Source organism: Streptomyces sp. NPDC052016, assembly GCF_044548445.1.
Taxonomy (GTDB): Bacteria; Actinomycetota; Actinomycetes; order Streptomycetales; family Streptomycetaceae; genus Streptomyces.
Map to the genome: position 1 here is coordinate 43,820 of NZ_JBIUBX010000014.1, position 26,400 is coordinate 70,219.

Here is a 26,400-nt window from a genome sequence, read left to right on the forward strand (position 1 = left end):
CCGAAAGCGCCGGGCTGCGCGCCCCACCCCCACCCCTCACCCCAGCCCCAGCACCCCGGCCCCGACCGGCCCGCCGCGTACCCTCGCCGACAAACCCGCACGCCCAGGGAGCCCCATGACCGCCACCCCCTTGCTCACCGACCTCACCCTCCGAGCCAGGGCACAGGCGCACCAAGCCACCCCGAACTGCCCCTGCGGCGCAGCCACCCTCGCCGACCGCCCCGACGCCACCGTCGTCCGTCACGCCGGCACCGTCGCCAAGGCCCACGCCCAGGACACCACCCCCGCCGACCTGACCCCCCGGCTCACGGCCGCCGCCCACCTCCCGGACGTACTCCTCCCTCCGCTCACCCCGGCACCGGTGACCCTGCACGACCGCCTCGTCACCTTCTGGCCGTACGGCACCCCGGTGGACCCGGACGACCCCGACGCCGCCCCCTGGGAAGCCGCAGGCGCCCTGCTCGCCCGCCTCCACCGCAGCCCCGCCCCGAGGACCGGGCTTCCCCCGATGCGGGGGCCCGCCAAGGCCGCCCACGCCGTGACCCGCCTGCGCGCGACCGGCCCCCACCCCGCCGCCGCCCCCGTCCTGCGCGCCTGGGACACCCTCCCCGCCTGGGCCCGCGCCGAAGCGCCCATGCCCGACACCACCACCCTCTGCCACGGCGACCTCCACCTCGGCCAGCTCGTCCGCCACCCCGGGTCCGACGGCCCCTGGCGCCTCATCGACGTGGACGACCTCGGCGTCGGCGTCCCGGCCTGGGACCTCGCCCGCCCGGCCGCCTGGTACGCCTGCGGCCTGCTCCCGCCCGACGAATGGACCCGCTTCCTGACCGCGTACCGGGACGCGCACGGCCCGGCCGTTCCCGCCGCCGGCGATCCCTGGCCCGCCCTCGACGTCCCGGCCCGTGCCCTCACCGTCCAGACCGCGGCCCGCGCCCTCGCCAAGGCGCTGGCCCAGGGCCGGCCCCTCGACGAGGTCGAGCAGGCGCTCGTCGACGCCTGTGCCCGAATGGGGTCCGTACCTCCGCAGTTGGCGCCAAGCTCCGCGAAGTAGGGTGCAACCGACCGCAGCCGGACAGAGTCTGTCCTGGCGATACGCGAAGCAGGACCGACCGGCGAGGAGTTGAGCCGAACCATGCAGTGTCCGAAGTGTCACGCTCCGATGCACACCTACAACCGCAACGGCGTCCAGATCGAGCAGTGCAGCAACTGCCGCGGGATTTTCCTCGACTACGGGGAGCTGGAGGCGCTGACCCGCCTGGAGTCCCAGTGGTCCCAGCCGGCCCCGCCGCCTCCGGCCGCCCCCCAAGCCTACCCGTCGGCCCCGCCCGCTCCGGCGTGGGGCGCCCCGCACGGCGGCCACGGCGGTCATTACGGCCACCACCGCCACAAGAGCTTCGGGCACATGCTCTTCTCCAGCTGAGCGCATACGGAGAAGCCCCCGGCCGCTGAGGCGGCCGGGGGCTCCGGTGTGTGGACGATACTGGGATTGAACCAGTGACCTCTTCCGTGTCAGGGAAGCGCTCTCCCGCTGAGCTAATCGTCCTCGGGACCACGACCCGCGGGCCGTGGATACTGCGTGCGCGATACTGGGATTGAACCAGTGACCTCTTCCGTGTCAGGGAAGCGCTCTCCCGCTGAGCTAATCGCGCGGGGGATCCGAAGATCCAGTGGACGATACTGGGATTGAACCAGTGACCTCTTCCGTGTCAGGGAAGCGCTCTCCCGCTGAGCTAATCGTCCTTGGAGGTGGAGACGGGATTTGAACCCGTGTAGACGGCTTTGCAGGCCGTTGCCTCGCCTCTCGGCCACTCCACCAGGAGTGTAGGGGACCGGGAAGATCCCTACTTCCTTCGAGCGGACGACGAGGCTCGAACTCGCGACCTCAACCTTGGCAAGGTTGCGCTCTACCAACTGAGCTACGTCCGCCTGTCGTTTCGGTCCGCTTGCGCGTCCCGGCGACGTGTTGAACTCTAGCGGATTCCTGGGCCAGCACAAAAACGCGTTTGTGCAGCGTGCTGCGCTGCGCTCCCCCGGGTGCCACTCCGCCTACCCGCTCGGGCCCCCGCCGGGACGTGCCCGGACCAGCCCCGCGACGCCCGCCTAGACTCGGCACCGTGCTCGACCTCCCTCCTCTCGCCCGGTTCGGCGACCGCGTCGCCACCGGCCTCCTCGATGTCACCGACGATCCCGCGGCCCTGGACTCCACCGGTTTCTGGGCCGTGTGCGCCGGCTTCGAGGGCAGCCTGGTCTGCGCCCGCTTCGCGGACGTCCGCGTGCAGCCGGTGCCCGCGCCCGTGCCGGGGGAGTGGCGGGGACCCGCGGCGGGTGACTGGACGTCGTCCCTCGACCGCGCCGCGTACACGGCCGGGGTGCGGCGCATCCGCGAGCACATCGCGGCGGGCGACGTCTACCAGGCCAACCTCTGCCGTGTCCTCTCCGCGCCCGTGGCGCCCGACGCCGACGTGGACGCGCTGACCGCGCTGCTCGCCCGCGGCAACCCGGCACCGTACGCAGGAACGATCCGCCTGCCCGGGCGCGGCGTCGAGATCGCCACCGCGTCCCCCGAGCTGTTCCTGCGCCGCGAGGGGCGGGTCGTCGAGTCCGGGCCGATCAAGGGCACCGGACGGACGGAGGCGGATCTCCTCGACAAGGACTACGCCGAGAACGTGATGATCGTGGACCTCGTCCGCAACGACATCGGGCGGGTCTGCGCCACCGGCAGCGTCACCGTGCCCGACCTGTGCGCGGTGGAGAAGCACCCGGGCCTCGTCCACCTCGTGTCGACCGTCCGCGGCGAGCTGCGCGAGGGCTCCGGCTGGCCGGAGCTCCTCGAGGCCGCCTTCCCGCCCGGCTCGGTCACCGGAGCCCCCAAGTCCAGCGCCCTGAGGATCATCGACGCGCTGGAGACCGCCCCCAGGGGCCCGTACTGCGGCGGCATCGGCTGGGTCGACGCCGACCGGGGCACGGCCGAGCTGGCCGTCGGCATCCGCACCTTCTGGATCGACCGGGCGGAAGGCGCCCTGCGTTTCGGCACCGGCGCCGGCATCACCTGGGGTTCGGACCCCGAGGCGGAGTGGCGGGAGACCGAGCTGAAGGCGGCCCGACTGCTCGCGGTAGCGTCGGGGGCGTACGAGGTGGAGGGGCGGACCCTGACGCACTGTGCCGACCCGGGGGACGATCTCCCGGTCCCCGGCCGCCGCGACGCTCCCGGTACGGACTTGCGAGGTAGGGACCAGTGAAGCTTTGGCTGGACGGCGGGCTGCAGGACATGGAGTCCGCCCGCGTCTCCGTTTTCGATCACGGCCTGACCGTGGGCGACGGCGTCTTCGAGACCGTGAAGGCGGTGGCCGGCAGGCCGTTCGCGCTGACGCGCCACCTCGACCGGCTGACCCGCTCCGCGCGCGGCCTGGGTCTGCCCGACCCCGACCACGACGAGGTCCGCCGCGCCTGCGCCGCCGTCCTCGAGGCCAACCCGATGCCTCTCGGCCGTCTGCGCATCACTTACACGGGCGGCCACGGTCCGCTCGGCTCCGACCGGGGCGAGGAGGGACCGACCCTCGTCGTCGCGCTCGGCGAGACCGGCCGCCGTCCCGACTCCACGGCCGTGATCACGGTCCCCTGGACCCGCAACGAGCGCGGCGCGCTCACCGGCCTGAAGACCACCTCCTACGCCGAGAACGTCGTCGCGCTGGCCCGCGCGCACCAACACGGCGCTTCCGAAGCCCTGTTCGGCAACACGGTGGGACAGCTCTGCGAGGGCACCGGATCGAACGTCTTCGTCGTCCTCGACGGCGAGATCCACACCCCGCCGCTCGCCTCCGGCTGCCTCGCGGGCATCACACGCGAGCTGACCGTCGAGTGGACCGGCGCGAAGGAGACCGACCTGCCGCTGGAGGTGCTCCGCCAGGCCGACGAGGTCTTCCTGACCTCCACCCTGCGCGACGTCCAGGCGGTCCACCGCGTCGACGACCGGGAACTGCCGGGCACGGCGGGGCCGGTGACCGCCAAGGCGATGCGGATCTTCGACGAGCGGGCGGGCGACGACCTCGACCCGTAGGGGTCCGAGGGCAGCGGGAGCGGCCGGAGAATTCGGCTGACCCGGGGCACGGCGGCGGGGTAGAACACCCGTGATGACGACGACCCTGCGGCCGACCGAGCCGCTCCAGCGTGCCGCCGACGGGGCGCTCTCCCGCCGCTACCAGGTGTGCGTGAACAGCCGTCCCGTGGGCGGGATACACCTGTCCACCCATCCCGGCTTCGGGCCTTCCGTCGCCCGTATCGAGGACCTGCGCATCGAGGAGGCGGACCGCCGGCGCGGCCGGGGCACGGTCGCCGCGCTGGCCGCCGAGGAGGTGGCACGGAGCTGGGGTTGCCGCACGATCGAGACACGGATCCCCGCCGATGCCGAGGGCGCCCTGCGCCTCGCCACGGCACTCGGCTACCTCCACCGCAACCGCGGCATGGAGAAACCCCTCGGCACCGTGGCCCCCGAACTGCCGCCCGGGACGCGGAGCCGACCTCTCACCGAGGACGAGTACGGACCCTGGCGGCAGCACGGCGTCGACGAGTACGCCCGGAGTTGGAGCAGCCGGGGGGCCGGCGAGGCCGAGGCCCGCGCCAAGGCCGAGCGCGACACCGAACGTCTCCTGCCCCACGGCCGGAACACGGAGGACATGCTCCTCAGTGTCCTGGAACACGAGGGCACCCGCGTCGGCACCCTCTGGCTGGGTTTCCATCAGGACCGGGCGTACGTGTACGACGTCGAGACCGACGAGGCCTTCCGCGGCCGGGGGCACGGCCGTTCCCTGATGCTGCTGGCCGAGGCACGGGCCGTCGCCGCGGGAAAGCGCGTCATCGGCCTCAACGTCTTCGCGGGCAACACCCCCGCCGAGCGGCTCTACGAGTCCCTCGGCTATGTGACGGTGGGCTACTCGATGTACAAGAACCTGCTCTGAGCGGACCTCATCCCTGCTCGGCCAGCAGCCGGTCCGCGATCTCCTCGACGCGCTCGCGCAGCCCTTCCTGGCTCTTGCCTCCGTCGAGCCGCTCGCCCCCGATCACGTACGTCGGGGTGCCCGTGACGCCGATCGCCTTGCCCTCGGCCTGGTCCGCGTCCACGATCAGGATGTGCCGGCCGTCGATGAGCGCGGTGTCGAACTCCTCGGCGTCCAGCCCCAGTTCCCCGGCGACCTCGACCAGGAAGGGTTCCCCCTTACGCTCCAGTTCCTCGACCCGGCCCAGCACCGCCTCGACGTACGGCCAGCCCTGTCCCTGCTCCGCGGCCTCCTCGGCGGCCTGGGCGGCGGCGAAGGCGTGCCTGTGCTTCTCCAGCGGGAAGTGCCGCAGCCGCAGCTCCAGCCGGTCGCCGTAGCGCTCGCGCAGGGCGCGGAGGTCGTCGAGGGCACTGCGGCAGTCCGCACACTGCAGTTCGCACCAGACGTCGAGCACGACGGCGGGGCGGGAGGGGACGGGCGCCGGGGCGGAGGCCGGGGAGGAGTCGCTCATGCCCCCAGTCTTCCAGCCCCTGCCCCGCCACCCCAATCCGGTCCACCGCACCACCGCGACCGCCCGCCCCCACCGCCGGTACGTCTCCGCCCGGCACCCCCGAAGGGGCGGACCTCGCCCGGTGCCTCCGGAGTCAAACCGGGCCGGCACCCCCGAAGCGGCGGACCTCGCCCGGCGCTCCCAGAGGAGTCGACCTCGCCCGGCACCCCGGCAGGGGCCGACCTCGCCCGGCACTCCCGTAGGGCGCCGACCTCGCCCGGCGACTGCGGAGAAGTCGACGCGACCGGCACCCCCGGCGAAGCCGCTCCCAACCGGCGCCTCCATAGGCACGGACTCCGGCCGGCACCTCCGGAGGAGCCGTCCTCGACCCGCACCCCCGGAGGAGCCGACCCCGACGGGCGCATCCGTAGGCACGGAGTCAGGCCGGCACCTACGGAGGAGGCGACCCGGAGATGTCCCTGATGTCCGCTCGGGCCATGGCCCGGGAGCGCCGTGCAGGTGCACGATGGAGGGGACGAAGCGCCGCCCTGCCGCGGCGCCGAGCCCGACCACACCTGCCCGAGCACGCCGCCTGGAGGACCGGATGATTGCCGAGACCGTCTGTTCCGCCGTCGCCGCGGCCGGCCTGGGCATCGCCGCGATCACGGCCTACCGCAAGCGTTTCCTGACGGCCACCCGCATCGCGGCCTACTCGCTCGTCCCCCTCGGCCTGGTGATGACCGGGATCGTCGAGTGGGTCGCCGACACGGCCTTCAGCCCGACGGCCTGGGTCGGCTTCGGCGTGCTCGGCGCGGCCTGGGCGCTCTTCGCGACCACCCGGGTCGTGGAGCGCCGACGCGGCGGCACCCGCAAGGAGCGCAAGGCGGCGGCGCGCGCCGCACAGGCCGACGCGGTGGCCCCGGCCGCTTCGGCGCCCTCCCTCGGCCAGGGCAGCAGCCCGGCCTCCCGGCCCGCCGCCGCACCCCGGGCGACCGCCTCCGACGACTTCAGCGACATCGAGGCCATCCTCAAGAAGCACGGCATATGAAGCGGTGCCGTACCCGACCGCTACGGCACCCGCCGTGGGCCGACGTGCAGGGGAGGCGGCGGCTCGGCGCCAGCCGCGGCCCCACGCCTGAAACGACACAGTCGAGCCGCCCGCGCGCGGAAGTGATCAAGGCTGGAAACCGACCTCACGAAAACGGCGAACACCCGCTCAATCCGGGCGGGCTGATCGCGTCGCCGGTCCGGCCTGCGTCATCATCGCCGCGAGATGCTGGACACGACACAGAGCGACGCCGCGCCACCTCAGGACGAGCCGCGCGGCTGCCTCTTCGCCCTTTCCCAGCCACCGCTGATGATCTTCCTTGCGGTGATCGGGTGTCTTCTGCTCATGGCTGCGCTGCACGATCTGCTGCTGCTGTGACCGTACCCGCGGTACCCGGCGCCACCCGCCGGGCCCGCGTCGGCCCCGCCGGCCTTCGCCATCGAGCACCTGTGACGATCGGCGAGTCCGTGATCGACCCGGAGGGCGCAGGCGGATCGGCCCCTCAGCCCGCCGCCTCCTTGCGGCGTGCGCGGTACGCGGCCACGTGGAGGCGATTGCCGCAGGTGCGGCTGTCGCAGTAGCGGCGGGAGCGGTTGCGGGAGAGGTCGACGAAGGCGCGCCGGCAGTCCGGGGCCTCGCAGCGTCGCAGCCGCTCCTGCTCCCCGGCCACCACGAAGAAGGCCAGCGCCATCCCGCAGTCGGCCGCCAGATGGTCCGCGACCGAGGCGCCCGGGGCGAAGTAGTGCACATGCCAGTCGTAGCCGTCGTGATCGGTGAGCCGCGGCGTGGTGCCGGCGGCGGCGACCAGCTCGTTGATCAGTCCGGCGGCGGTACGCGGGTCCGGCGCCGCGAAGATGCCCGCGAACCGCCCGCGGATCTTGCGCACGGCCGACAGGTCGAACTCGGAGAGCACACCGACGTCGCTGATTTCGTGCTTTCGTACGAAATCAGCGAGGGTGGCCACATCTGGAAGCCCGTCCGGCGTGGTGTCGTCCTCCGGTGCGGTGTTCACCAGATCCACCACGGCGTCGAGCGCACACCGGGTGTCGTGGGTGATCAGCACGTTTCGCTCCCTGGCCTGGTGGGTCGGGCCGACGCCCGCCGATGCTGGCCGATGGTAGCGGCCCCGGGCCGTCAAGCCACGAGCGGTCGCGCCCCGGAACCGGCGCAGGACACGCCGGCACCGCACCACGGGGACCCGTGGCACGGCGCCGGCGCATGCCCTATGCGGTTGTCCTGGCCCGAGCCGTCTCCCCGAGTGGACGGCGCCGGGCAGCTCAGCGGGAGTCTCGCCCTAGCTTTCCGCCAGGATGTGCGAGAGCTCCTGATCGAGGTCGAAGTGACGGTGCTCCGTGCCGGGGGGCACGGCGGCGTCCGTGCGCTTCAGGAAGGATTCCAGGGCCCGCGCCGGGGCCTCCAGCAGGGCCTCACCCTCGGGGGAGCTGAGGGCGATGCACACGACGCCCTGACCGTGGCTGCGCGACGGCCAGACGCGGACGTCGCCGGTGCCCGTGGGCCTGTGCAGGCCCTCCGCGAGGAGGTCGCGGGCGAACACCCACTCGACGGTCTCCTCGGCTCCGGTGTGGAAGGTGGCGTGCACGGCGTAGGGGTCGGCCGTGTCGTACCGCAGGCCTGCGGGGACAGGCAGGGAGGACTCGCTCGACACAACGAGGCGCAGGTGCAGCTCGCAGCTGACCGTGGTGTTCATAAGCGCCAGGGCCTTTCGCTCAGTGTGCGCTCGGGGATTCGCACGTCGGCGAAATCGACATGCCACCTACGGTGCCGTTGTAAACCCCTCTGCGTGTTTTGCGTGCCTTTACGTAACTCTTCCGGCCGAGAGATCGTTCGTGAAGTACCACCATTTCAGTGACCCGAATCTCTTCGGGTAGGGTTTGGCCGTATGAATACGGGGAGTGACGAGCCGGGCGAGGTTGCCATGGCGGCGGACGACGCGAGGACCGACAGGGCGGCGGCGGAGGAGCAGGAGCAAGGGCTCGGATCCCGGGCGCCGGAGTTCATCAAGGCGCGTCGCATCCTGCACCTGAGCTGGCAGGTCGGGATCTTCATCGTGGGCCTCGCGGTCGTGATCGCCGGCATCATCATGCTGCCGCTGCCCGGGCCCGGCTGGGTCGTGATCTTCGGCGGCATGGCTATCTGGGCGACCGAGTTCGTCTGGGCCCAGCTGGTCCTGCGCTGGACCAAGCGCAAGGTCACCGAGGCGGCCCAGCGTGCCCTCGACCCGAAGGTCCGACGACGCAACATCATCCTGACCTCGGTCGGTCTCGTGATCGTCGCGGTGATCGTCGGGATCTACCTGTGGAAGTTCGGCCTCGAGATGCCGTGGAAGATCAAGGACCAGTGATCCTTGGAGGGGGCGCGGGAGCCGGCCCGGTCGTGGTCACAGGTACCCCCTGACATGGGGTAATGTTCTTCCTGCGCCCGGGCGATTAGCTCAGTGGGAGAGCGCTTCGTTCACACCGAAGAGGTCACTGGTTCGAACCCAGTATCGCCCACCCGGGACGGCGGCCCGTCTGCGACAGAGCAGGCGGGCCGCCGTCGTGTGTGCTAGGAGCGCCGACGTTCGCGCGGACGGTCGCCCCCTCTGCACACCGCCGTCGCCTCCCTGTGCGCGGCCGTCACCTCCCTCCGCGCGTGGACGTCGCCGTCCTGTGCGCACGGATGTCAGCCTCGCGCGGGCGGGGATGTCCGCTTCCCGGGGTCTTCGTCGCCCTCGTCCGTGGGCGGACGCTTGCGGTCTCTGCGCGCGGGTGCCGTCGCGGCGCGTGGACCCCTGCCGCCGACGGGCCGTGTCCGGTTCTCGGCATCACCGCAGGCGAGCGTGCCAGGGGCGGCCCGTCACGCCTGCCGCTTCCCCGGCAACGGACGAGGGGAGCCGTCACTTGGGCACCACGGCGACCGTCGGCCGGCCGTCGCGTCCGCCGCCTCTATGTCGACCGTCCGTCCGTCCGGCCGGCCGTCGTGTCCGCCGCCTCGTGTCGACCTCCCGGGCAGCCGCCGTGTTCGCCGCTCCCTTCGTGGCGGCGACAGCCCGAGCGACCGTCACGCCGCCTGCGCGGCACTCCGGGCAGCCGTCACGCCCACTGACTCCCTGGCGATCGTGCGGGCGGCCGTAACATCCGCCGCCTTCCCGGCAACCGCCCGAGCGGCCGTCGCGCCCACCGCGTCCCCGGGCCACCGCCCAAGCGCCCCTCACGGCCGCTCCCGGCAAGCGCGCAAGCGGCCGTCCCGCCCACCGCCTCCCCGGGCAACCGTCCAGGCGCCCCTCGCCCCGCCACCTCCCCGACAACCGTGCTGATCAGGGCAGTCCCTCCCCGGCATGCCCGGGCACCGCACCCCGAACAGGCTGCGCGTACACCCGTACCGTCGCCTCGGCGGTTCGTCGCGCACCTGTCGAACCCGTCCGTCACCGCGGCGGTTCGCCGCGGGCTTCTCGAACCCGTCCGTCACCGCGGCGGTTCGTCGCGGGCTTGTCGAACCCGTCCGTCACCGCGGCGGTTCGTCGCGGGCTTGTCGAACCCGTCCGTCACCGCGGCGGCCCGTCGTGGGCCCGTCGCACCCGTCCGCCGGCGTCTCCATCCACCCGCCCCAACGCCTTCCGAACCCGGCGGATTTCAGCCGCTCGCTCGGAGTGCACGGACGTCCATCCGTCGTCCGAGCAGTCGAACAACTGCCCCGCATCTGCCGCTTCGCCGCGCCGGTGACGCCGCTTCGGCCGCCTGCGGCCTGGTCGCCCCGCGGCCGCCCGGCAAGAAATTCCTGTCCGAATCATTGACGCTCTCCCAACCCCCTCGTACCTTGTGCCAGCAAGCGCTTTCTTGAAACGATTCATGCAAGCGGCAACGACGCTGCGGGGAGGCCGACTGTGGGAACCAGCAGGAATGTGGACAGGCGAACGATCCTGAAGGTGGCCGGGGCTTCGGCGGCCACTCTTGGGCTGGCCGCCACGACGGGCTGCGGGGGCGGTAGTGGTTCCGGGGATGGGACGGTGACGCTCCGTTACGCGTGGTGGGGTGGTGAGCCGCGCACCATCGCCATCAAGAAGACGATCGCGCTCTTCGAGAAGAAGTACCCGAAGATCAAGATCAAGCCCGAATTCACCGACTACGAGGCGTTCTGGGAGAAGTTCCAGACCCAGGCGTCCGGTGGGAATCCGCCGGATGTTTTCCAGAATGCGGTCGGATTCCTGCGCAAGTACGACAAGCGCGGTGTTCTGATGGATCTCAAGGCGCAGGCGGAGGCGGGGAATCTGAACCTCGAGAACTTCCGCAACGGCGTCCTGGCGAACGGTCAGGTCGACGGCAAGCAGATCGGCATCCCCGTCGGCGCCAACACCATGGCGCTCGTCATCGACCTCAACGCCTTCAAGAAGGCAGGCGTCGAGGCGAAGTTCGGCTGGACCTGGGACGAGTACTTCGACGCGCTCCAGACGATCCAGGACAAGCTGAAGATCGCCGGCGACACCGGCTACTTCAGCATCATGTACCTCTACGACCTGTACCTGCGCCAGAACGGCAAGGCCTTCTTCACCGACTCCGACCTCGGTTTCACCGAGGACGATCTGACGCAGTGGTGGGAGGACGGCTACAAGCGCGTGAAGTCCGGGCTCGTCGCCGACCCGAAGAAGGTCGAGCAGGTCAAGCCCAAGTCCGCTCTCTCGGCGGGGCTCGCCGCGTCCGAGTTCACCTGGGACAACTTCTCCATCCGCTACCAGGGCGAGGGCGAGTCGGACTACGGGCTCGCGCCGATCCCCACCACGAACGGCAAGGACACCGGCCAGTACCTCGGTTCACTGATGCTCAGCGCCTTCTCCGGGACCAAGCACCCCAAGGAAGTCGCCCAGTTCATCGACTTCATGGTCCACGACCCCGAGGTCGGCAAGATCATGGGCTACGACCGCGGCATCCTCGCCACGACCGAGCAGTACGAGGCGTTCACCCCCACCGACGCCAACAACAAGGGCGTCGCGGCGTACGAGGACGAGGTCGCCAAGGCCGGCGTCCTCGGGAAGATCACTCCGCACCCGTCCGGCGCCGACGTCATCGAGGCGGCGTTCCTGCGCATCGGCGGTGAGGTCGCCCAGGGCAAGACCAAGCCGGCCGACGCCGCGAAGGCGCTGTTCAGCGAGGCCAAGGCCGCGTTCGCGGGCTGAGGGGACGTACCACCATGACGCTCGTCAAGGAAGCGCCCGTGCGCCCGGCCGGGAAGCGGTCCGCCGCTCCCGCCGCCGGGCGGCGCGGGCGGCGCCGCGAGAACCTCGCCGGCTACCTCTTCATGTCGCCGTGGATCGCCGGGTTCCTGCTGCTCACGGCGGGGCCGATGATCGCCTCGCTGTACTACGCGTTCACCAGCTACAACCTGTTCACGCCACCCCAGTGGGTGGGGCTGGACAACTTCACGACGATGTTCCAGGACCCGCGCTGGCAGAAGTCGGTGCAGGTCACGCTGAAGTACGTCGTCGTGGCCACTCCGTTGAAGCTGCTGCTCGCGCTCGGGGTCGCGCTGCTGCTGGCGCAGAAGCGGCGCGGGCAGGGCCTGTACCGGGCCGCGTTCTACATGCCCTCGCTCATCGGTGCCAGCGTCTCCGTGGGTTTCGTGTGGCGCGCGCTGTTCTCGGACGACGCGGTCGTGGACCGGACGCAGAAGATCTTCGGTCTCGACGTGGGTGGCTGGATCGGCAACCCGGACTACGTCATCTACGCGCTGGTGGCCCTGAGCATCTGGCAGTTCGGCGCGCCGATGGTCATCTTTCTGGCCGGCCTCAAGCAGGTCCCGCAGGAGCTGTACGAGGCCGCCGAGGTGGACGGGGCCGGACCCTTGCGCAGGTTCTGGAACATCACACTGCCGATGATCTCCCCGGTGCTGTTCTTCAACGTGCTGCTGGAGTCCATCCACGCGTTCCAGGTGTTCGGCTCCGCGTACGTCGTCTCCGACACCCGGTGCGGTCCCGCCGACGCCACGCTCGTCTACACCTGCTACCTCTACCAGAAGGGCTTCAAGGAGGCCCAGATGGGCTTCGCCTCCGCGATGGCCTGGACGCTGGTGGTCGCGGTGGCGCTCGTCACGGCGGTCCTGTTCTGGTCGCAGAAGAAGTGGGTGCACTACGAGGAGGCCGCCAAGTGACCACAGCCACCAGCCCTGTCGTGCGCACCGCGAACGAGCGGCGGCGCGCCGGCTCGATCGCCTGGCACGTGGGCGCGCTCGTCGTCCTCGCGGTCGTCCTCTATCCCGTGGTCTGGGTGGTCGGCGCCTCGTTCAAGCCGAGCAAGGACATCATCGCCAGCCTCGACCTGCTGCCCACCGAGCCGGTCTGGGCGAACTTCTCCGGGCTCGCCGACGGCATCTCCGGCATTCCCGTCAGCAGCTTCTTCTGGAACTCGCTGATGTACGCGGTCCTCGCCGTGATCGGTGTCGTGCTGTCCAGCTCGCTGACCGCGTACGCCTTCGCCAAGATTCGCTTCGCCGGGCGGAACCTGCTGTTCACGCTGATGATCGGCACGCTGCTGCTGCCGTACCACGTGCTGCTCATCCCGCAGTACGTGCTCTTCCGCAACCTCGAGCTCACCGACACGCTGGTGCCGCTCGTGGCGGGCAAGTACCTGGCCACGGAGGCGTTCTTCGTCTTCCTGATGGTGCAGTTCATGCGCGGGCTGCCGCGCGAGCTGGACGAGGCCGCCAAGCTCGACGGCTGCGGGCACCTGCGAACCTACTGGTCCATCGTGCTGCCGCTGAGCCGTCCCGCGATCATCACCAGCGCCATCTTCACCTTCATCAACGCCTGGAACGACTTCATGGGGCCGTTGATCTACCTCAACACCCCCGAGAAGTACACCGTGTCGCTCGGCCTGATGATGTTCCGCGACCAGGAGGGCATCTCCAACTACGGCAGCATGATCGCGATGTCGCTGGTGGCGCTGGTGCCGGTCATCGCCTTCTTCATGGCCTTCCAGCGCTACCTCATCGACGGTATGGCGACGTCCGGACTGAAGGGCTGAGGCGGTCACCATGGCGCAGACACGTGTGAAGGCACCCAGGGAATCCGTGTTCGGCGAGCGCTTCGCGGTCTTCGCCGAGTGCCTGCTCACCGGCGTGTGGATCGCCGTGGCATGTCTCGGGGTCGTCACCTACCCCGCGGCCTTCGCCGCCGGCGCACGGCATCTGCGGCGGCGTACCCGTCATGAGGGCGGGGGAGGGCGGCAGTTCGTCGCGGACTTCCGGGCGGCGCTGCGCGGCGGGTGGGCGGTCGGGCTCGCCGGCTGGGCGGCGGGCGCCATGGTCTGGGTGGACGTCCAGGCCGCACGGGCCGGGCTGCCCGGCGGGCCGTTCGTCGGAGCCGTCGGTCTGTTCGCGCTGATCGGGCTGACCGTGGCCCTGCTGCGGGCGGCGGCCGTCTGGGCGCCGGGCGACTCCTGGCGGGCGCTGCTCGCGGGCGCCGGGCGCCGGACCGTGCTCGATCCCGCCGGGTCCTTCCTGGTCGTCGGCGGGCTGGGCGTCGTGGCCCTGTCCGCCATGTTCGTCGCGCCGCTGGCGGTCCCCGTCCTGGGGGCCGTCGCGGCGGCGGCCGTCGCCGTCGAGGAGCGCTACCGGCGCCGCTGACGGGCGGTGCCCCTTCTCCAGGTCGGCGCCCCGGGCGCCGCACCTCCCTCTGTCATGCCCCTGACCACCCCTGCACCGCACCCGCACGGAAAGGAAAGGCAGCATCCCATGTCTCCCATCCCCCGCAGGTCCCTCCTCAAGGCGGCTGCCGTCGCCGGAGCCGCCGCACAGTTCAGCTGGGCGCTAGGGACGACGGACGCGCAGGCCGCCCCGAGAGCCGAGGCCGCGGACGCAGACCCGGTGACCCTCGACTGGCTGGAGGACGGCGGCCTCGGAGCCGCCCCCGGCTCCACCCTCGGCGTGCCCTGGCCGATGGGCGCCTACCAGGAGGACCAGACCTTCGCGCTGACGGACGCCGACGGCAAGGACGTCCCCGTGCAGTCCTGGCCGATCGCCTACTGGCCGGACGGGTCGCTGAAGTGGACCGCCCACGCGGTGAGCTCGGGCTCCGGCAAGCTCACCCTCACCGCCGGCACCCCGGCCGCACCCGCCAAGAAGGTCACCGTCGACAAGAGCGGCGGCACCATCGACATCTCGACCGGTGTCATCACCGCCAGGATCGGCAAGTCCGGCGCCACCCTCGTCAAGTCCGTCACCCGCGGATCCACCGAGATCGCCAAGAACGGCCGCCTGGTCCTGATCCGGCAGCCCGAGATCGAGGACGAGGACCAGGGCACGGTCAGGACCGAGCGTTTCGACGGCGCGATCTCCGAAGTCACCGTCGAGCAGGAGGGCCCGGTCCGCGCCGTCGTCCGCATCGACGGCAAGCACCGCAAGGGAAGCCGCAGCTGGCTGCCGTTCTCCATCCGCCTCTACTTCTACGCGGGCGCCGACTCCTTCCGCATGGTGCACACCATCACCTACGACGGCACCCAGGAACCGGGCAAGGCGAGCGGCGACTTCGTCCGCGGCCTCGGCGTCCGCTTCACCGTGCCCATGCGCGACGAGTCCTACGACCGTCACATCCGCATCGGCGGCGAGGGCACCGGCCTGCTCCGCGAGGCCGTCAAGGGCATCACCGGACTGCGCCGCGACCCGGGGGCGGCCGTACAGGCGGCCCAGTACGCCGGCGAGAAACTGCCCGATCCGGCCACCTGGGACCAGCGGGTGACGACCAGGCTGCAGTACATCCCCGAGTGGGGCGACTACACCCTCTCCCAGCTCTCCGCCGACGGCTTCACCCTGCGCAAGCGCACCAAGAAGGGCTACGGCTGGATCGCCGCCGGCGGCGGCCGGCGGGCCTCCGGCTTCGGGTACGTCGGCGGGGTGAGCGGCGGCTTCTCCTTCGGCCTCAGGGACTTCTGGGAAAGCCACCCCTCCCAGCTCGACATCCGTGACGCCCACACCGACGAGGCCGAGGTCACCCTCTGGCTCTGGTCGCCCGAGGCGCAGCCCATGGACCTGCGCTTCTACCACGACGGCATGGGCCAGGACACCTTCCCCGAGCAGCTCGAGGGCCTCAACATCACCTACGAGGACTACGAGCCCGGCTTCGGCACCCCCTACGGCATCGCCCGTACCTCCGAACTCCTCTTCTGGGCCAACGAGTCCACGCCCGCACCGGAGGTCCTCGCCCAGCAGGTCGAGGCCGTGCGCGTGCTGCCGCAGCTCGCCGCCCCGCCCAAGCAGCTCATCAAGGCCAAGGTCTTCGGCCCCGGCCTCTACTCCGAGCCCGACCGCTCCACCCCCGCCAAGGCGAAGATCGAGGACCACCTCGACTTCCTCTTCACCTACTACAAGGACCAGGTGGAGATGCGCCGGTGGTACGGCTTCTGGGACTACGGCGACATCATGCACACCTACGACACCGTCCGGCACCAGTGGCGGTACGACATCGGCGGATACGCCTGGGACAACTCCGAGCTGTCGCCCGACCTGTGGCTCTGGTTCGCCTACCTGCGCAGCGGCCGCGCCGACATCTTCCGCTTCGCCGAGGCGATGACCCGCCACACCGGCGAGGTCGACGTCTACCACCTCGGCCAGTGGGCGGGCCTGGGCACCCGGCACGGCGTCCAGCACTACGCCGACAGCGCCAAGCAGCAGCGCATCGCCAACACCACCTACCGCCGCTACTACTACTTCCTCACCGCCGACGAGCGCGTCGGCGACCTCATGCACGCCAACGTCGACTCCGACGAGACGTTCCTCGTCCTCGACCCCATCCGCAAGATCCGCACCGAGCCCTACACGCCCGACCGGCACGCCCTGTCGATCGGTTTCGGCACCGACTGGAGCGGCCTGGTGTCGGCCTGGCTCACCGAATGGGAGCGCAAGGGCCCGAAGTGGGAGAAGGCCAGGGCGCGCGTCCTGTCGACCATGGAGACGATCGCCGCCCAGCCCAACGGCTTCGTCCAGGGCACCGGCCTGTACGACCTGGACACCGGGAAGTTCGCCATCGCCGACAAGCCCGTCGTCGGCGTCTCGCACCTCTCCGCCGTCTTCGGCCTCAACGAACTGTGCGCCGAGCTCATCCACCTCGTCGACATGCCGAAGTTCGCCGAGGCCTACTACGACTACTGCCGCTACTTCAACGCCACCAAGGCCGAGCAGGCGGCACGCTACGGCTCCAACTTCGGCAGCCTGCTGCTCTTCCAGGGCCACTCGCGCCTCGACGCGTACGCGGCCGTGCAGACCGGGGACGAGAAGCTCGCCAAGCGAGCCTGGGACAAGTTCTACAACTCCGACGGCTACAAGGAGTCGGCGCCCTGGAAGACGGAGGCCCTGAGCGGCCCCGCCACCCTGGTGCCGGGCAGCGAGGCCGCCTGGGTGTCCACCAACGACACCGCGCTGTACGGCCTCGCCGCCATCGAGAACCTGGCGCTCCTCGGCGACAGGATGCCGTCGTAGGGGGCCGGTCCGGCTAGTTCAGCCTCCCCAGCACCTCCCGCACTCGCCGTGCGTCACGCATCCGCTGCTCATAGGTGGCACCCAGCGCGAGCAGCAGCAGACCGGCGAGTGCGGGAGGCACCCAGCGCGGCAGGACGCCGACGACCTGGGCGATGTACGGCGCGAGCTCGTGCAGGGCGTCCAGGGCCAGCACCGAGGCGCCGAGCGCGAGGGGCGCCTGCAGTCGGTGCCGGGCGCCCAGCAGGGTGACCAGCAGAGCCGCCGCTCCCAGCAGCAGCGGGCGCGTCCACTGCGGGTCGCCCCAGACCGCGGCGAGACTCGGCAGGAACGTCGCGGCGAGCCCGGGCCCGTACGCCGTCCAGGACGAGGTCCGCGGCTCGCGGCGCCGGCGCCGGACGCCGACCACCAGGGCCGCGACGGTCACGGGGAGGGTGTACGCCTCGGGCGTGGTGACGTCCCAGGCGGCCAGCCTGACCCAGGTGGCCAGGAGGAAGAGGACACCGGCCGCGTATCCGGCCGGGCGGCGGTCGGCACGGACCGCCGCGGTTCCGGTGATCACACCGCACAGTCCCAGCACCAGAGCCAGCATCGGCGGATCGGTCACCGCGAGACCCACGGCGAGCAGCCCCGCGACCACGCCCGTCACCTCGACCGGCACGGTCGCCGGGGACTGACCGAACCGGTCGGCGACCAGGGCCGCCGCCGCTGGGACGACGAGGACCAGCAGCGCCGTGTGCGCCGGCTGCCAGTCCGCCGCCGCGCCCGTCGCGCAGGCCAGCGCGGCGGCGTACCCGAGGGCGGCCGGAGCCATGACCGGGGTGAGGCGAGGCCGCCCCGACACGGTCACGAACAGCGCGGTCAGCGCCGACAGCACGGTCAGGGTCGCACTCTGCGTGGCCAGGGAGAGGAAGGCCACGTGGAGCGAGGTGACCAGGGCGAGGACGCCGGCCACCCACGGGGTGGGCAGGAACGCCGCCGCCGCGGTCATGACACCCAGCGTCAGCAGAGTGACCACGTAGGGGAGTTCGAAGGTCGCCGGCAGGGCCACGCCCGCTGCCCAGGCCAGGCCCAGCGCACCGGTGCGGGCCCGCGGCCGCCAGGTCTCGTGCCGGACGGTCAGCGCGAGCGTGCCCGCCACGACCAGCAGGACGAGGAGCGCCTGCACCGGGTGCGGCGGCCAGGGCGTGTGGACGGTCACCGCGTCGCGGGCGTCGGAGGGCGCGCCCGGCCAGGGCCGCTCCAGGTGGCCGAGCGGGCCGAGCAGCGTGACCAGGACCAGCGGCACGCTCCACAGCACCGCAAGCGTCTGCACCGCGGCGGACGCCGCCGTCAGGCCGTGCCGCACGGGCTCGGTGAGCCGTCCCCGTACCGCCGCGAGCAGGACGACGGCGCAGGCCAGGTGGGCGGGGACCGCCCAGCCGTCGGGCAGCGCGGCCCGCACCGGGCCGCCGCCCGCCGCCACCAGCAGCACACCGCCGGTGAGCGCGGCAGCCCTCGCGACGGCCGGGCCGGGCAGCCGCCGGGCGGCTCCCAGCGCGATGGCCGCCGCGAGGGCGAGGAGCGCCGCCGCACGGGCGACGGCGCTCGGACCGGATGCCGTCCAGGACAGCCAGCCGGCCGCCAGAACACCGCAGCCGCCCAGGGCGCAGGCCCCGACGGCGGCCGTGACGCGCACGGGACGGCCCGTCACCCGCAGCGCGACGACCGTGTCGAGGCCGGACGTCACCAGCAGCGCCGCCCCGACGGTGTACGCGTCGGCGCCCGCCGCGATCACCCCCAGCGGCAGCGGGAGTTGGGCGGCGACCAGCGCGGCCGGCCACGGCAGGCGCAGGGCGCCCAGTCCGCGGCCGTACGCCGCCCAGAGCCCCGCCAGCGCCGCCGACGCGACCGCCGTGTACCCCGTGCCGTCGGTGCCGGTCAGTGCGGCCTCGTGCACCGCGTAGGCGTCCAGCACCGTCAGTGCCAGTCCCAGGCCCGCCACCGACTCCGCGGTCGAGCGCAGAGCGCGCCGCAGCAGGAGCACCGGCGCGGCGAGCACGGCCAGGGTGACCGTGCCCAGCACCAGGGCCCGCCCGGCGATCCCCAGATGGCCCCAGCTGACCAGCGTGAACGCGATCGCGGCGACGGTCAGCAGGACACCGCCGAGCAGCAGGAGGACGTTCTGGACCCGCGGGGCGGTCGCCTCGGGGCGTGCGGCGGCCGGAGCAGGCCGTACCGGCTGCCGCGTCTGCTGGAGCGTGGCGACCAGCCAGGCACGGCGGGCCAGCAACTGGGAGCGGCGGGCGTCCAGTCGCCACAGTTCGGCGTCGATGAGCCGCAGCTCCTCGGCCGGGGGCGGAATGTGCGTCATGGATCGGAGTGTGTCCCGCGTCACGCCGCACGGCATGAGTGCGCATACTCAACTCGTACTCAGATCCCCGCCCGAGACGGGCAGACTTCCCCCATGGACTGGACGCACTACCGCTTCCGCAGCCTGTGGCCCCTGCCCGCGCCCCCGGCCGCCGTCTACGAAATCCTGGAGCGGCTCGAGGACTATCCCCGCTGGTGGCCCCAGGTCCGCGCGGTGACCCGGCTCGACGGCGTCACCGGCGTCCTCACGATCCGCTCGCTCCTGCCGTACGCCATGACCTTCACCGCCCGCGAGGTGCGGCGCGATCCGGCGGCCGGGGTGCTGGAGGTCGCGCTGTCCGGGGACATCGAGGGCTGGGCCCGCTGGACGGTCACCGCGGCCGGCTCCGGCAGCCTCGCCCGCTACGACCAGGTCGTCGACGTGAACAAGCCGCTGCTCAGGAGGTTCGCCGTGCCGGGGCGGCCGGTCTTCCGCGCCAACCACCGGCTGATGATGCGCGCCGGACGGCGGGGACTGACCGCGTACCTGCGAGCGGTTTGAAGGAAACCCGCGGGGACCTGTATTGTTCAGTGCGTTCCCGGGCGATTAGCTCAGTGGGAGAGCGCTTCGTTCACACCGAAGAGGTCACTGGTTCGAACCCAGTATCGCCCACCGGGAAAGGCCGGTCCGCGTCACGCGGACCGGCTTTCTTCATACTCCCCACCGCCCGTCATGCCGCCGCCGGCAGCTCCGGGCGCAGCGGCCACGACGTGTCCACCGTCTCCGTCGAGCCGCTGCGCGCGAACCACGCCTGCAGCCCCCTCGCCTGCGCCGCGTGCCAGGACGTCTGCAGCGAGTGCAGCTCGGCGGGGGAGAGGCGTTCCAGGCGGGCGGCGAAACGCCGGCCCAGCGCCCGTACGACCTCCAGGGCGGCCACCGCGTCCGCGGCCGCGTCGTGCGCGTCGGCCAGCGAGACGCCGTAGTGCGCGCACAGGTCGGTGAGGGTGCGGCGACCCTTGCGGTAGCGGTCCAGGTGCTTGTCCAGCACCCGTGGGTCCAGTACCCGCAGCGGCGCCGGCTCCAGCCAGTGGGCCAGCGACGAAGCGCGGTGCCGGCGCAGCTCGCGGTCGAGCAGCGTCAGGTCGAACGGCGCGTTCATGACCACCAACGGCCGCCCCGCTGACGCCTGTTCGGCGAGCAGCTCCGCTATCTCGTACATCACCGGCGCCGGCCAGCGGCCGTTGCGGTGCAGGTGATCCTCCGTCAGCCCGTGCACCGCCGTCGCCTCGGCGGGCACCGGCACGCCCGGATTCACCAGCCAGCGGCTCACCCGCGGCCGGATGCCGGGCGCGTCCTGGACGACGAGCGCGGCCGACACGATCCGGTCGGTCTCGACGTCCACCCCTGTCGTCTCCGTGTCGAACGCCGCCAAAGGGCCCTCGTACCAGCACGCCATACCAACACAACCCCTCGTTCACCCACGGCAGCTGACGCCCCGTCTTCTGCCCGTTTGGTGATACCCGGGCTGTTTGCGCCGTACGCCGGAAGGACACAACAGGAGTACGGGTCTTTGCAGTTCAGGGGCTCGACCTGGGAATCACCCGGCCCCCGGTGCGGGGATCCACTTTGCCTGGAAGGCTGTTGGTCATGGCGATTGCGCAGCCCGAGCGGGGCGGGCTGCTGCCCGAGCACGCGGGCCCCCATCGCGGCACACTGGCCACCACCGCCTGCATGGAGACACTGCAGGTGGGCTACCTCCACGCGGTCGCGGCGGCCGCGGGCTGCTCGCTGTCCCAGCCCTTCCCGGACAACGGCATCGACTGGCACGTCAGCCACAGCGCGCCGGGGCACACCGTCGACGACGAGGTGACCATCAAGGTGCAGCTGAAGGCCACGTACCAGATCCCGCCCGCCCCGCCCGGCCGGTTCTTCTCCTTCACGCTCGACAACGACCACCTGAGGAAGCTCGCCCGCACCCCGGTGTCGGTGCACAAGATCCTCGTCGTGATGATCGTCCCCCGGTCCCGGGACCAGTGGCTGCGGGCCGGCCACGACCGGCTCGACCTCAGGCACTGCTGCTACTGGGTCAACCTGGCCGGCCACCCGATCACCGGCCGGACGCGGACCACCGTGCGGATACCGACCTCGCGCGTCTTCGACGACCGGGCCCTGTGCGAGATCATGACGCGGGTCGGGACGGGAGGCAGACCATGACCCACCGCCCGCTCGACGAACCCCTGCGGCCGGTGCGACCGCATCCCGTCGAAGCCGTCTGGAGCCGTCCCCCCGAGCCGGGGGAGGTGGACCCGGCCGTCCTCGGCGCCCTGCTCCGCCGGCACGGCTGGCAGCGGCGCGGCGGCGCCCCGGGACGCTACGGCCGCTGGACCCCGCCCGGACCGGGCGCCAGCGGCACCAGCCTGCTGGTGCCCGAGAGCCGTGCGTTCCCCGACAGCGAGGACCTGCTCGGCGAGGCGCTCCAGGCGCTGGCCCGCAGCCAGACGCCCGCCGCGCGCGAGGTGCTGGTCGGGCTCGCCGTCCCCAGCGACGAGATCCGCTGGTGGCGGGACACCCCGGCCGGGCCCGCCGCCGGTGCCGGGGCCGCCTCCTGGGCCGTGGAGGAACAGCTGCGGAGCGCCGCCCGGCTGATGCTCCTCGCCGGCGCCCTCGCCACCCGCGCGCGTGCCGGCTACCACGGCGCCCGGCACCGGCGTTCGGCCGCCGCGATGCTGGAGACCGTCCTCGTCGGATCCGCGGCCGGCGGTCGCCACCTGACCGCGTTCACCCCCGTCGCCGTCGCCCGCCCACTCGCCGTACGCCTGCACCAGGCGCTGTACGCCGTCCGCGAGGCCATCGACTACCAGCGGGCCACCGGCGCCATGGACGCCTTCGACGGCGCCGTCGAGGCCGGTGCCAGCCGCGAGCTGACCGAGGCGCTGATCGCCCTCGTCCGGGGTACCGAGGGCGCCCGTGTCGCCGTCGAGTGGGCGCCGGCGGCGGGGGTCCCCGAGGACTGCGCCGCCACCGCCGAGCCCGTGGAGTTCTCACCCGGCGACCTGCCCGTGCTGCGCGAGGCCGGCGCCCGCTACCTGCGCGAGGAACCCTCGGTGTCCGTGCGGATCACCGGCGCCGTGGTCCGGATGCGCAGGTCGGGGCCGCGGGGTGAGGGCAGCGTACGGCTGCGCGTGCTCGCCGGGGCGGAGATCCCCTACGTCCGGCTCAGCCTCGACGAGGAGGACTACCGCATCGCCGGCCAGGCCCATCTGGTCGGACTGCCGGTGCGGGTGCGGGGGAGGCTGGAGAGCAGGGGCGGGTTCCGCAGGATCACCGGCGCCTCCGGGGTCGTACCCGTGCAGGTGGACGAGGCCGAGAGGGACCGGCTGATGAAGTCCCTGCAGGAGAATCTGGACTGCTTCGAGGAGGCCTGCGGCGGGGACTGAGGGGCGGCTGAGGCGCGGGAGCGCCGGGCCGAGCCCGGTATGGGGAAGGGTTCGGCCCGGTGTGGGAAACGGGTTCGGCCCGGTGTGGGGGACGGGTTCGGCCGGTGCGGGGCCTGGGCGGATGTCATCCGTTTCGCGGTCGGGCGGCCGAGGTCGGTACGATCCCGTAATGCGCGCGCTCCCGGTATGGCGCCGCACCCCACCTGCAGTCAGGAGAGACCGGTGTCAGACGTCCGTGTGATCATCCAACGCGATTCCGAGCGGGAAGAGCGCACGGTGACGACGGGCACCACGGCCGCCGACCTCTTCGCCGGCGAGCGCTCGATCATCGCCGCGCGCGTGGGCGGCGAGCTCAAGGACCTCACCTACGAGCTCCGGGACGGCGAGACCGTCGAGGGCGTCGAGATCTCCTCCGAGGACGGCCTCAACATCCTTCGCCACTCCACCGCGCACGTCATGGCGCAGGCCGTGCAGGAGCTCTTCCCCGAGGCCAAGCTGGGCATCGGCCCGCCCGTCAAGGACGGCTTCTACTACGACTTCGACGTCGAGAAGCCCTTCCACCCCGATGACCTCAAGGCCATCGAGAAGAAGATGCAGGAGATCCAGAAGCGCGGGCAGAAGTTCTCCCGCCGTGTGGTCACCGACGAGGCCGCCCGCGAGGAACTGGCGAACGAGCCGTACAAGCTCGAGCTGATCGGTCTCAAGGGCTCCGCCTCCAGCGAGGACGGCGCGGACGTCGAGGTCGGCGCCGGTGAGCTGACGATCTACGACAACCTGGACGCCAAGACCGGCGAGCTGTGCTGGAAGGACCTCTGCCGCGGTCCCCACCTGCCCTCCACCCGCCTCATCCCGGCGTTCAAGCTGATGCGCAACGCGGCCGCCTACTGGCGCGGCAGCGAGAAGAACCCGATGCTCCAGCGCATCTACGGCACCGCCTGGCCGTCCAAGGACGAGCTGAAGGCGTACCTCGACTTCCTCGCCGAGGCCGAGAAGCGCGACCACCGAAAGCTGGGCAGCGAGCTCGACCTGTTCTCCGTGCCGGAACAGATCGGCTCCGGCCTCGCGGTCTTCCACCCCAGGGGCGGCATCGTCCGCCGGGTCATGGAGGACTACTCGCGGCGCCGCCACGAGGAGGAGGGCTACGAGTTCGTCTACACCCCGCACGCGACGAAGGGGAAGCTCTTCGAGACCTCGGGCCACCTGGACTGGTACGCCGACGGCATGTACCCGCCCATGCAGCTCGACGAGGGCGTGGACTACTACCTCAAGCCCATGAACTGCCCGATGCACAACCTGATCTTCGACGCGCGCGGCCGCTCGTACCGTGAACTGCCGCTGCGCCTGTTCGAGTTCGGGACCGTGTACCGGTACGAGAAGTCCGGCGTCGTGCACGGCCTGACCCGCGCCCGCGGCTTCACCCAGGACGACGCGCACATCTACTGCACCCGCGAGCAGATGTCGGAGGAGCTCGACAAGACGCTCACCTTCGTGCTGAACCTGCTGCGCGACTACGGCCTGACCGACTTCTACCTCGAGCTGTCCACCAAGGACCCGGAGAAGTTCGTCGGCTCCGACGAGGCCTGGGAGGAGGCCACCGAGACGCTGCGCCAGGTCGCCGAGAAGCAGGGCCTGCCCCTGGTTCCGGACCCGGGCGGCGCCGCCTTCTACGGCCCGAAGATCTCCGTGCAGGCCAAGGACGCCATCGGCCGCACCTGGCAGATGTCGACGATCCAGCTCGACTTCAACCTGCCGGAGCGCTTCGACCTGGAGTACACCGCCGCCGACGGCTCCAAGCAGCGGCCGGTCATGATCCACCGGGCTCTCTTCGGGTCCATCGAGCGGTTCTTCGCGGTACTCCTGGAGCACTACGCGGGCGCGTTCCCGGCGTGGCTGGCGCCGGTGCAGGCGATCGGCATCCCGATCGGCGACGCGCACGTGGACTACCTGGAGAAGTTCGCCGCGGCCGCGAAGAAGCAGGGCCTGCGGGTCGAGGTCGACTCCTCCTCCGACCGCATGCAGAAGAAGATCCGCAACGCCCAGAAGCAGAAGGTGCCCTTCATGGTCATCGCGGGCGACGAGGACATGTCCCACGGGTCGGTGTCCTTCCGCTACCGCGACGGCTCGCAGGAGAACGGCATCCCGTTCGACGACGCCATCGCCAAGATCGCGAAGGTCGTCGAGGAGCGCACGCAGGTCTGATCCCGCGCCGCGCCCACCGGCACACAGGGCCCCCGGGAGGTCAGCTTCCCGGGGGCCTCTCGTCTCCCTCACGGGAGAAGGTCTGCATCAGCCAGGACGAGAACGACCCCGTGACCGCGCCGAGGAGAGCCAGTCCGCCGGCCATCATCCCCGTCGCGATCACCCGGCCGAAGGGGGTCACCGGTGCGATGTCGCCGTAGCCGACCGTGCTGAGGGTCGAGGCGGCCCACCACACGGCGTCCCCGAACGACCGCATGCTCGCTCCGGGCGCCCCGCGCTCCTGCTGGTAGACGGCGAGCGCACCGGCGAAGCCGAGCAGCACGGTGGACAGGCCGGCGTAGGCGATCACGCGCGCGTGCAGGGAGAGCCGGGGCTGTCCGTGCCGGCGCTGGACGACGTCGTAGAGCGGGACGATCCGCAGCGGGCGCAGCAGCGGCAGGACGACCACGACCGTGTGCAGCACATGCGTGGGGACGAAGCGCAGGCCCTGCCCGCTGAGGCGCCAGCGCACGGCGTAGTCCACGGCGAACAGCACCCAGAGGGCGAGCAGCGCGACCCCGCACAGGTCCCGCCAGACGGACGGCAGGCTCACGGCCAGGACGCGGATGGCATAGGCGGCCATGAAGACGAGCGACGCCATGAAGAGCGGGATCTCGGTGCGCTGTTCCCAGCGAGCCGCGGGGCTGTCGTCGTCCACCGGCCCAGCTTGGCCGGTGACCGCCCTCCCGCCGCCCCGGCGACACGCCGCGATCGGGCGAAGCCATATGCTGCCTTGCATGACGAGTGAGCCGGAGCAGCAGATCGGAGTGGGGACGCAGGACGCGTTCCAGCGCCTGTGGACCCCCCACCGGATGGCCTACATCCAGGGCGAGAACAAGCCGACCGGCCCGGGGGCCGGCGACGGCTGCCCCTTCTGCTCGATCCCGGCGAAGTCCGACGAGGACGGTCTGGTCGTCCGGCGCGGTGAGCACGTCTACGCGGTGCTGAACCTCTACCCGTACAACGGCGGCCACCTCATGACCGTCCCCTACCGTCACGTGGCCGACTACACCGACCTGACCGCGCCGGAGACGGCGGAGCTCGCGGAGCTGACCAAGCAGGCGATGACCGCCCTGCGCACGGCGTCCGGCGCGCAGGGCTTCAACATCGGCATGAACCAGGGCTCCGTGGCGGGCGCCGGTATCGCCGCGCACCTGCACCAGCACATCGTGCCGCGGTGGGGCGGGGACACGAACTTCATGCCCGTCGTGGGGCACACGCGTGTGCTGCCGCAGTTGCTGGCGGACACCCGGAAGATGCTCGCGGAGGCCTGGCCGGCGGCCTAGCCCCGTGCACGTCGGACGCCGAGGCCGCGTCCGTCGCGGTGGGCGGGCGGGACCCGGACCCGGCGCCGACGGGTGCCGCCCGTGCCCGCTCTCCCCCCTCCCGGCCTCGCTCGA

General features: G+C 71.8%; 24 protein-coding genes and 7 tRNA genes. 20 read left to right on the forward strand and 11 right to left on the reverse strand.

The window, feature by feature from the left end:
- Positions 1-115 precede the first annotated feature (115 nt).
- Together ACIHAR_RS18740 and ACIHAR_RS18745 are read left to right on the forward strand one after the other, a co-directional pair.
- Positions 116-1,054, forward strand: coding sequence for a phosphotransferase family protein (locus tag ACIHAR_RS18740; protein ID WP_400020484.1), 939 nt, complete (start codon positions 116-118; stop codon positions 1,052-1,054).
- 81 nt (positions 1,055-1,135) lie between these two features.
- Positions 1,136-1,423: a zf-TFIIB domain-containing protein gene (locus ACIHAR_RS18745; protein ID WP_365455559.1), complete on the forward strand. Its 288-nt coding sequence runs from the start codon at positions 1,136-1,138 to the stop codon at positions 1,421-1,423.
- A gap of 51 nt (positions 1,424-1,474) precedes the next feature.
- Here the strand turns inward: ACIHAR_RS18745 and ACIHAR_RS18750 are convergent.
- From ACIHAR_RS18750 to ACIHAR_RS18770, 5 genes are all read right to left on the reverse strand, one after another.
- Positions 1,475-1,546, reverse strand: a tRNA-Val gene (locus ACIHAR_RS18750).
- A gap of 34 nt (positions 1,547-1,580) precedes the next feature.
- Positions 1,581-1,652, reverse strand: a tRNA-Val gene (locus ACIHAR_RS18755).
- Positions 1,653-1,671: 19 nt separating this feature from the next.
- Positions 1,672-1,743, reverse strand: a tRNA-Val gene (locus ACIHAR_RS18760).
- Between the two features lies 1 nt (position 1,744).
- Positions 1,745-1,818 (reverse strand) — tRNA-Cys (locus tag ACIHAR_RS18765).
- A 38-nt stretch (positions 1,819-1,856) separates the two neighbouring features.
- Positions 1,857-1,929 (reverse strand) — tRNA-Gly (locus tag ACIHAR_RS18770).
- A 188-nt stretch (positions 1,930-2,117) separates the two neighbouring features.
- Between ACIHAR_RS18770 and ACIHAR_RS18775 the strand changes: the two genes are divergently transcribed.
- From ACIHAR_RS18775 to ACIHAR_RS18785, 3 genes are all read left to right on the forward strand, one after another.
- Positions 2,118-3,242, forward strand: a complete 1,125-nt coding sequence (locus ACIHAR_RS18775) for a chorismate-binding protein (protein ID WP_400020486.1) — start codon at positions 2,118-2,120, stop codon at positions 3,240-3,242.
- Positions 3,239-4,060: an aminodeoxychorismate lyase gene (locus tag ACIHAR_RS18780; protein WP_365455553.1), complete on the forward strand. Its 822-nt coding sequence runs from the start codon at positions 3,239-3,241 to the stop codon at positions 4,058-4,060. The genes ACIHAR_RS18775 and ACIHAR_RS18780 overlap by 4 nt, the downstream gene beginning before the upstream one ends.
- Before the next feature lie 73 nt (positions 4,061-4,133).
- Positions 4,134-4,958 (forward strand): GNAT family N-acetyltransferase, encoded by an 825-nt coding sequence (locus ACIHAR_RS18785; protein WP_365455551.1) that lies wholly within the window; start codon positions 4,134-4,136, stop codon positions 4,956-4,958.
- A 7-nt stretch (positions 4,959-4,965) separates the two neighbouring features.
- On the opposite strand, the gene ACIHAR_RS18790 is transcribed toward ACIHAR_RS18785, so the two are convergent.
- On the reverse strand, positions 4,966-5,508 hold the full coding sequence (locus ACIHAR_RS18790; RefSeq protein ID WP_365455548.1) for a DsbA family protein: 543 nt from the start codon (positions 5,506-5,508) through the stop codon (positions 4,966-4,968).
- A 583-nt stretch (positions 5,509-6,091) separates the two neighbouring features.
- On the opposite strand from ACIHAR_RS18790, the gene ACIHAR_RS18795 reads away from it, so the two are divergent.
- On the forward strand, positions 6,092-6,535 hold the full coding sequence (locus ACIHAR_RS18795) for a hypothetical protein (RefSeq protein ID WP_365455545.1): 444 nt from the start codon (positions 6,092-6,094) through the stop codon (positions 6,533-6,535).
- Positions 6,536-6,760: 225 nt separating this feature from the next.
- Positions 6,761-6,913 carry a hypothetical protein gene (locus ACIHAR_RS18800; RefSeq protein ID WP_020138043.1) on the forward strand — a complete coding sequence of 51 codons (153 nt, stop codon included), beginning with the start codon at positions 6,761-6,763 and terminating at the stop codon, positions 6,911-6,913.
- Positions 6,914-7,037: 124 nt separating this feature from the next.
- Here ACIHAR_RS18800 and ACIHAR_RS18805 read toward each other — a convergent pair whose 3' ends face one another.
- Positions 7,038-7,598, reverse strand: coding sequence for a CGNR zinc finger domain-containing protein (locus ACIHAR_RS18805; protein WP_365455542.1), 561 nt, complete (start codon positions 7,596-7,598; stop codon positions 7,038-7,040).
- 231 nt (positions 7,599-7,829) lie between these two features.
- Positions 7,830-8,243 carry an SsgA family sporulation/cell division regulator gene (locus tag ACIHAR_RS18810; protein WP_004002642.1) on the reverse strand — a complete coding sequence of 138 codons (414 nt, stop codon included), beginning with the start codon at positions 8,241-8,243 and terminating at the stop codon, positions 7,830-7,832.
- A 192-nt stretch (positions 8,244-8,435) separates the two neighbouring features.
- Here ACIHAR_RS18810 and ACIHAR_RS18815 point away from each other — a divergent pair, with 192 nt between their 5' ends.
- From ACIHAR_RS18815 to ACIHAR_RS18845, 7 genes are all read left to right on the forward strand, one after another.
- Positions 8,436-8,897: a TIGR02611 family protein gene (locus ACIHAR_RS18815; RefSeq protein ID WP_365455539.1), complete on the forward strand. Its 462-nt coding sequence runs from the start codon at positions 8,436-8,438 to the stop codon at positions 8,895-8,897.
- A gap of 79 nt (positions 8,898-8,976) precedes the next feature.
- Positions 8,977-9,048, forward strand: a tRNA-Val gene (locus ACIHAR_RS18820).
- Between the two features lie 1,370 nt (positions 9,049-10,418).
- On the forward strand, positions 10,419-11,705 hold the full coding sequence (locus tag ACIHAR_RS18825; RefSeq protein WP_400020490.1) for an extracellular solute-binding protein: 1,287 nt from the start codon (positions 10,419-10,421) through the stop codon (positions 11,703-11,705).
- Between the two features lie 14 nt (positions 11,706-11,719).
- The gene (locus ACIHAR_RS18830) at positions 11,720-12,676 is read left to right on the forward strand and encodes a sugar ABC transporter permease (protein ID WP_365455533.1); all 957 of its coding nucleotides are present in this window, start codon (positions 11,720-11,722) and stop codon (positions 12,674-12,676) included.
- Positions 12,673-13,548 (forward strand): carbohydrate ABC transporter permease, encoded by an 876-nt coding sequence (locus tag ACIHAR_RS18835; RefSeq protein ID WP_365455530.1) that lies wholly within the window; start codon positions 12,673-12,675, stop codon positions 13,546-13,548. The genes ACIHAR_RS18830 and ACIHAR_RS18835 overlap by 4 nt, the downstream gene beginning before the upstream one ends.
- A gap of 10 nt (positions 13,549-13,558) precedes the next feature.
- On the forward strand, positions 13,559-14,149 hold the full coding sequence (locus ACIHAR_RS18840) for a hypothetical protein (protein WP_400020493.1): 591 nt from the start codon (positions 13,559-13,561) through the stop codon (positions 14,147-14,149).
- A gap of 108 nt (positions 14,150-14,257) precedes the next feature.
- Entirely contained in the window at positions 14,258-16,996 is a 2,739-nt protein-coding gene (locus tag ACIHAR_RS18845) for a Tat pathway signal sequence domain protein (protein ID WP_400020495.1), read from the forward strand.
- A 13-nt stretch (positions 16,997-17,009) separates the two neighbouring features.
- Here ACIHAR_RS18845 and ACIHAR_RS18850 read toward each other — a convergent pair whose 3' ends face one another.
- A complete protein-coding gene (locus ACIHAR_RS18850; protein ID WP_400020497.1) occupies positions 17,010-19,346 on the reverse strand; it encodes an SCO7613 C-terminal domain-containing membrane protein in 2,337 nt (778 codons plus the stop codon).
- 93 nt (positions 19,347-19,439) lie between these two features.
- Here ACIHAR_RS18850 and ACIHAR_RS18855 point away from each other — a divergent pair, with 93 nt between their 5' ends.
- Together ACIHAR_RS18855 and ACIHAR_RS18860 are read left to right on the forward strand one after the other, a co-directional pair.
- Positions 19,440-19,886 (forward strand): SRPBCC family protein, encoded by a 447-nt coding sequence (locus tag ACIHAR_RS18855; RefSeq protein WP_400020499.1) that lies wholly within the window; start codon positions 19,440-19,442, stop codon positions 19,884-19,886.
- A gap of 39 nt (positions 19,887-19,925) precedes the next feature.
- Positions 19,926-19,997: transfer RNA gene (locus ACIHAR_RS18860), tRNA-Val, on the forward strand.
- Positions 19,998-20,055: 58 nt separating this feature from the next.
- Here ACIHAR_RS18860 and ACIHAR_RS18865 read toward each other — a convergent pair.
- Positions 20,056-20,781 (reverse strand): 3'-5' exonuclease, encoded by a 726-nt coding sequence (locus ACIHAR_RS18865; RefSeq protein WP_384655229.1) that lies wholly within the window; start codon positions 20,779-20,781, stop codon positions 20,056-20,058.
- A gap of 191 nt (positions 20,782-20,972) precedes the next feature.
- Here ACIHAR_RS18865 and ACIHAR_RS18870 point away from each other — a divergent pair, with 191 nt between their 5' ends.
- From ACIHAR_RS18870 to thrS, 3 genes are all read left to right on the forward strand, one after another.
- Positions 20,973-21,539: a DUF4365 domain-containing protein gene (locus ACIHAR_RS18870; protein ID WP_365455512.1), complete on the forward strand. Its 567-nt coding sequence runs from the start codon at positions 20,973-20,975 to the stop codon at positions 21,537-21,539.
- Complete coding sequence (locus ACIHAR_RS18875) at positions 21,536-22,762, forward strand: hypothetical protein (protein ID WP_400020501.1); 1,227 nt, start codon at positions 21,536-21,538, stop codon at positions 22,760-22,762. The genes ACIHAR_RS18870 and ACIHAR_RS18875 overlap by 4 nt, the downstream gene beginning before the upstream one ends.
- Before the next feature lie 222 nt (positions 22,763-22,984).
- The gene (gene thrS, locus ACIHAR_RS18880) at positions 22,985-24,961 is read left to right on the forward strand and encodes a threonine--tRNA ligase (RefSeq protein WP_400020503.1); all 1,977 of its coding nucleotides are present in this window, start codon (positions 22,985-22,987) and stop codon (positions 24,959-24,961) included.
- A 40-nt stretch (positions 24,962-25,001) separates the two neighbouring features.
- Here the strand turns inward: thrS and ACIHAR_RS18885 are convergent, their stop codons facing one another.
- Positions 25,002-25,658 carry a potassium channel family protein gene (locus ACIHAR_RS18885; RefSeq protein WP_400020505.1) on the reverse strand — a complete coding sequence of 219 codons (657 nt, stop codon included), beginning with the start codon at positions 25,656-25,658 and terminating at the stop codon, positions 25,002-25,004.
- Positions 25,659-25,725: 67 nt separating this feature from the next.
- On the opposite strand from ACIHAR_RS18885, the gene ACIHAR_RS18890 reads away from it, so the two are divergent.
- Complete coding sequence (locus tag ACIHAR_RS18890; RefSeq protein WP_400020507.1) at positions 25,726-26,286, forward strand: HIT family protein; 561 nt, start codon at positions 25,726-25,728, stop codon at positions 26,284-26,286.
- The last annotated feature ends 114 nt before the right edge of the window (positions 26,287-26,400 follow it).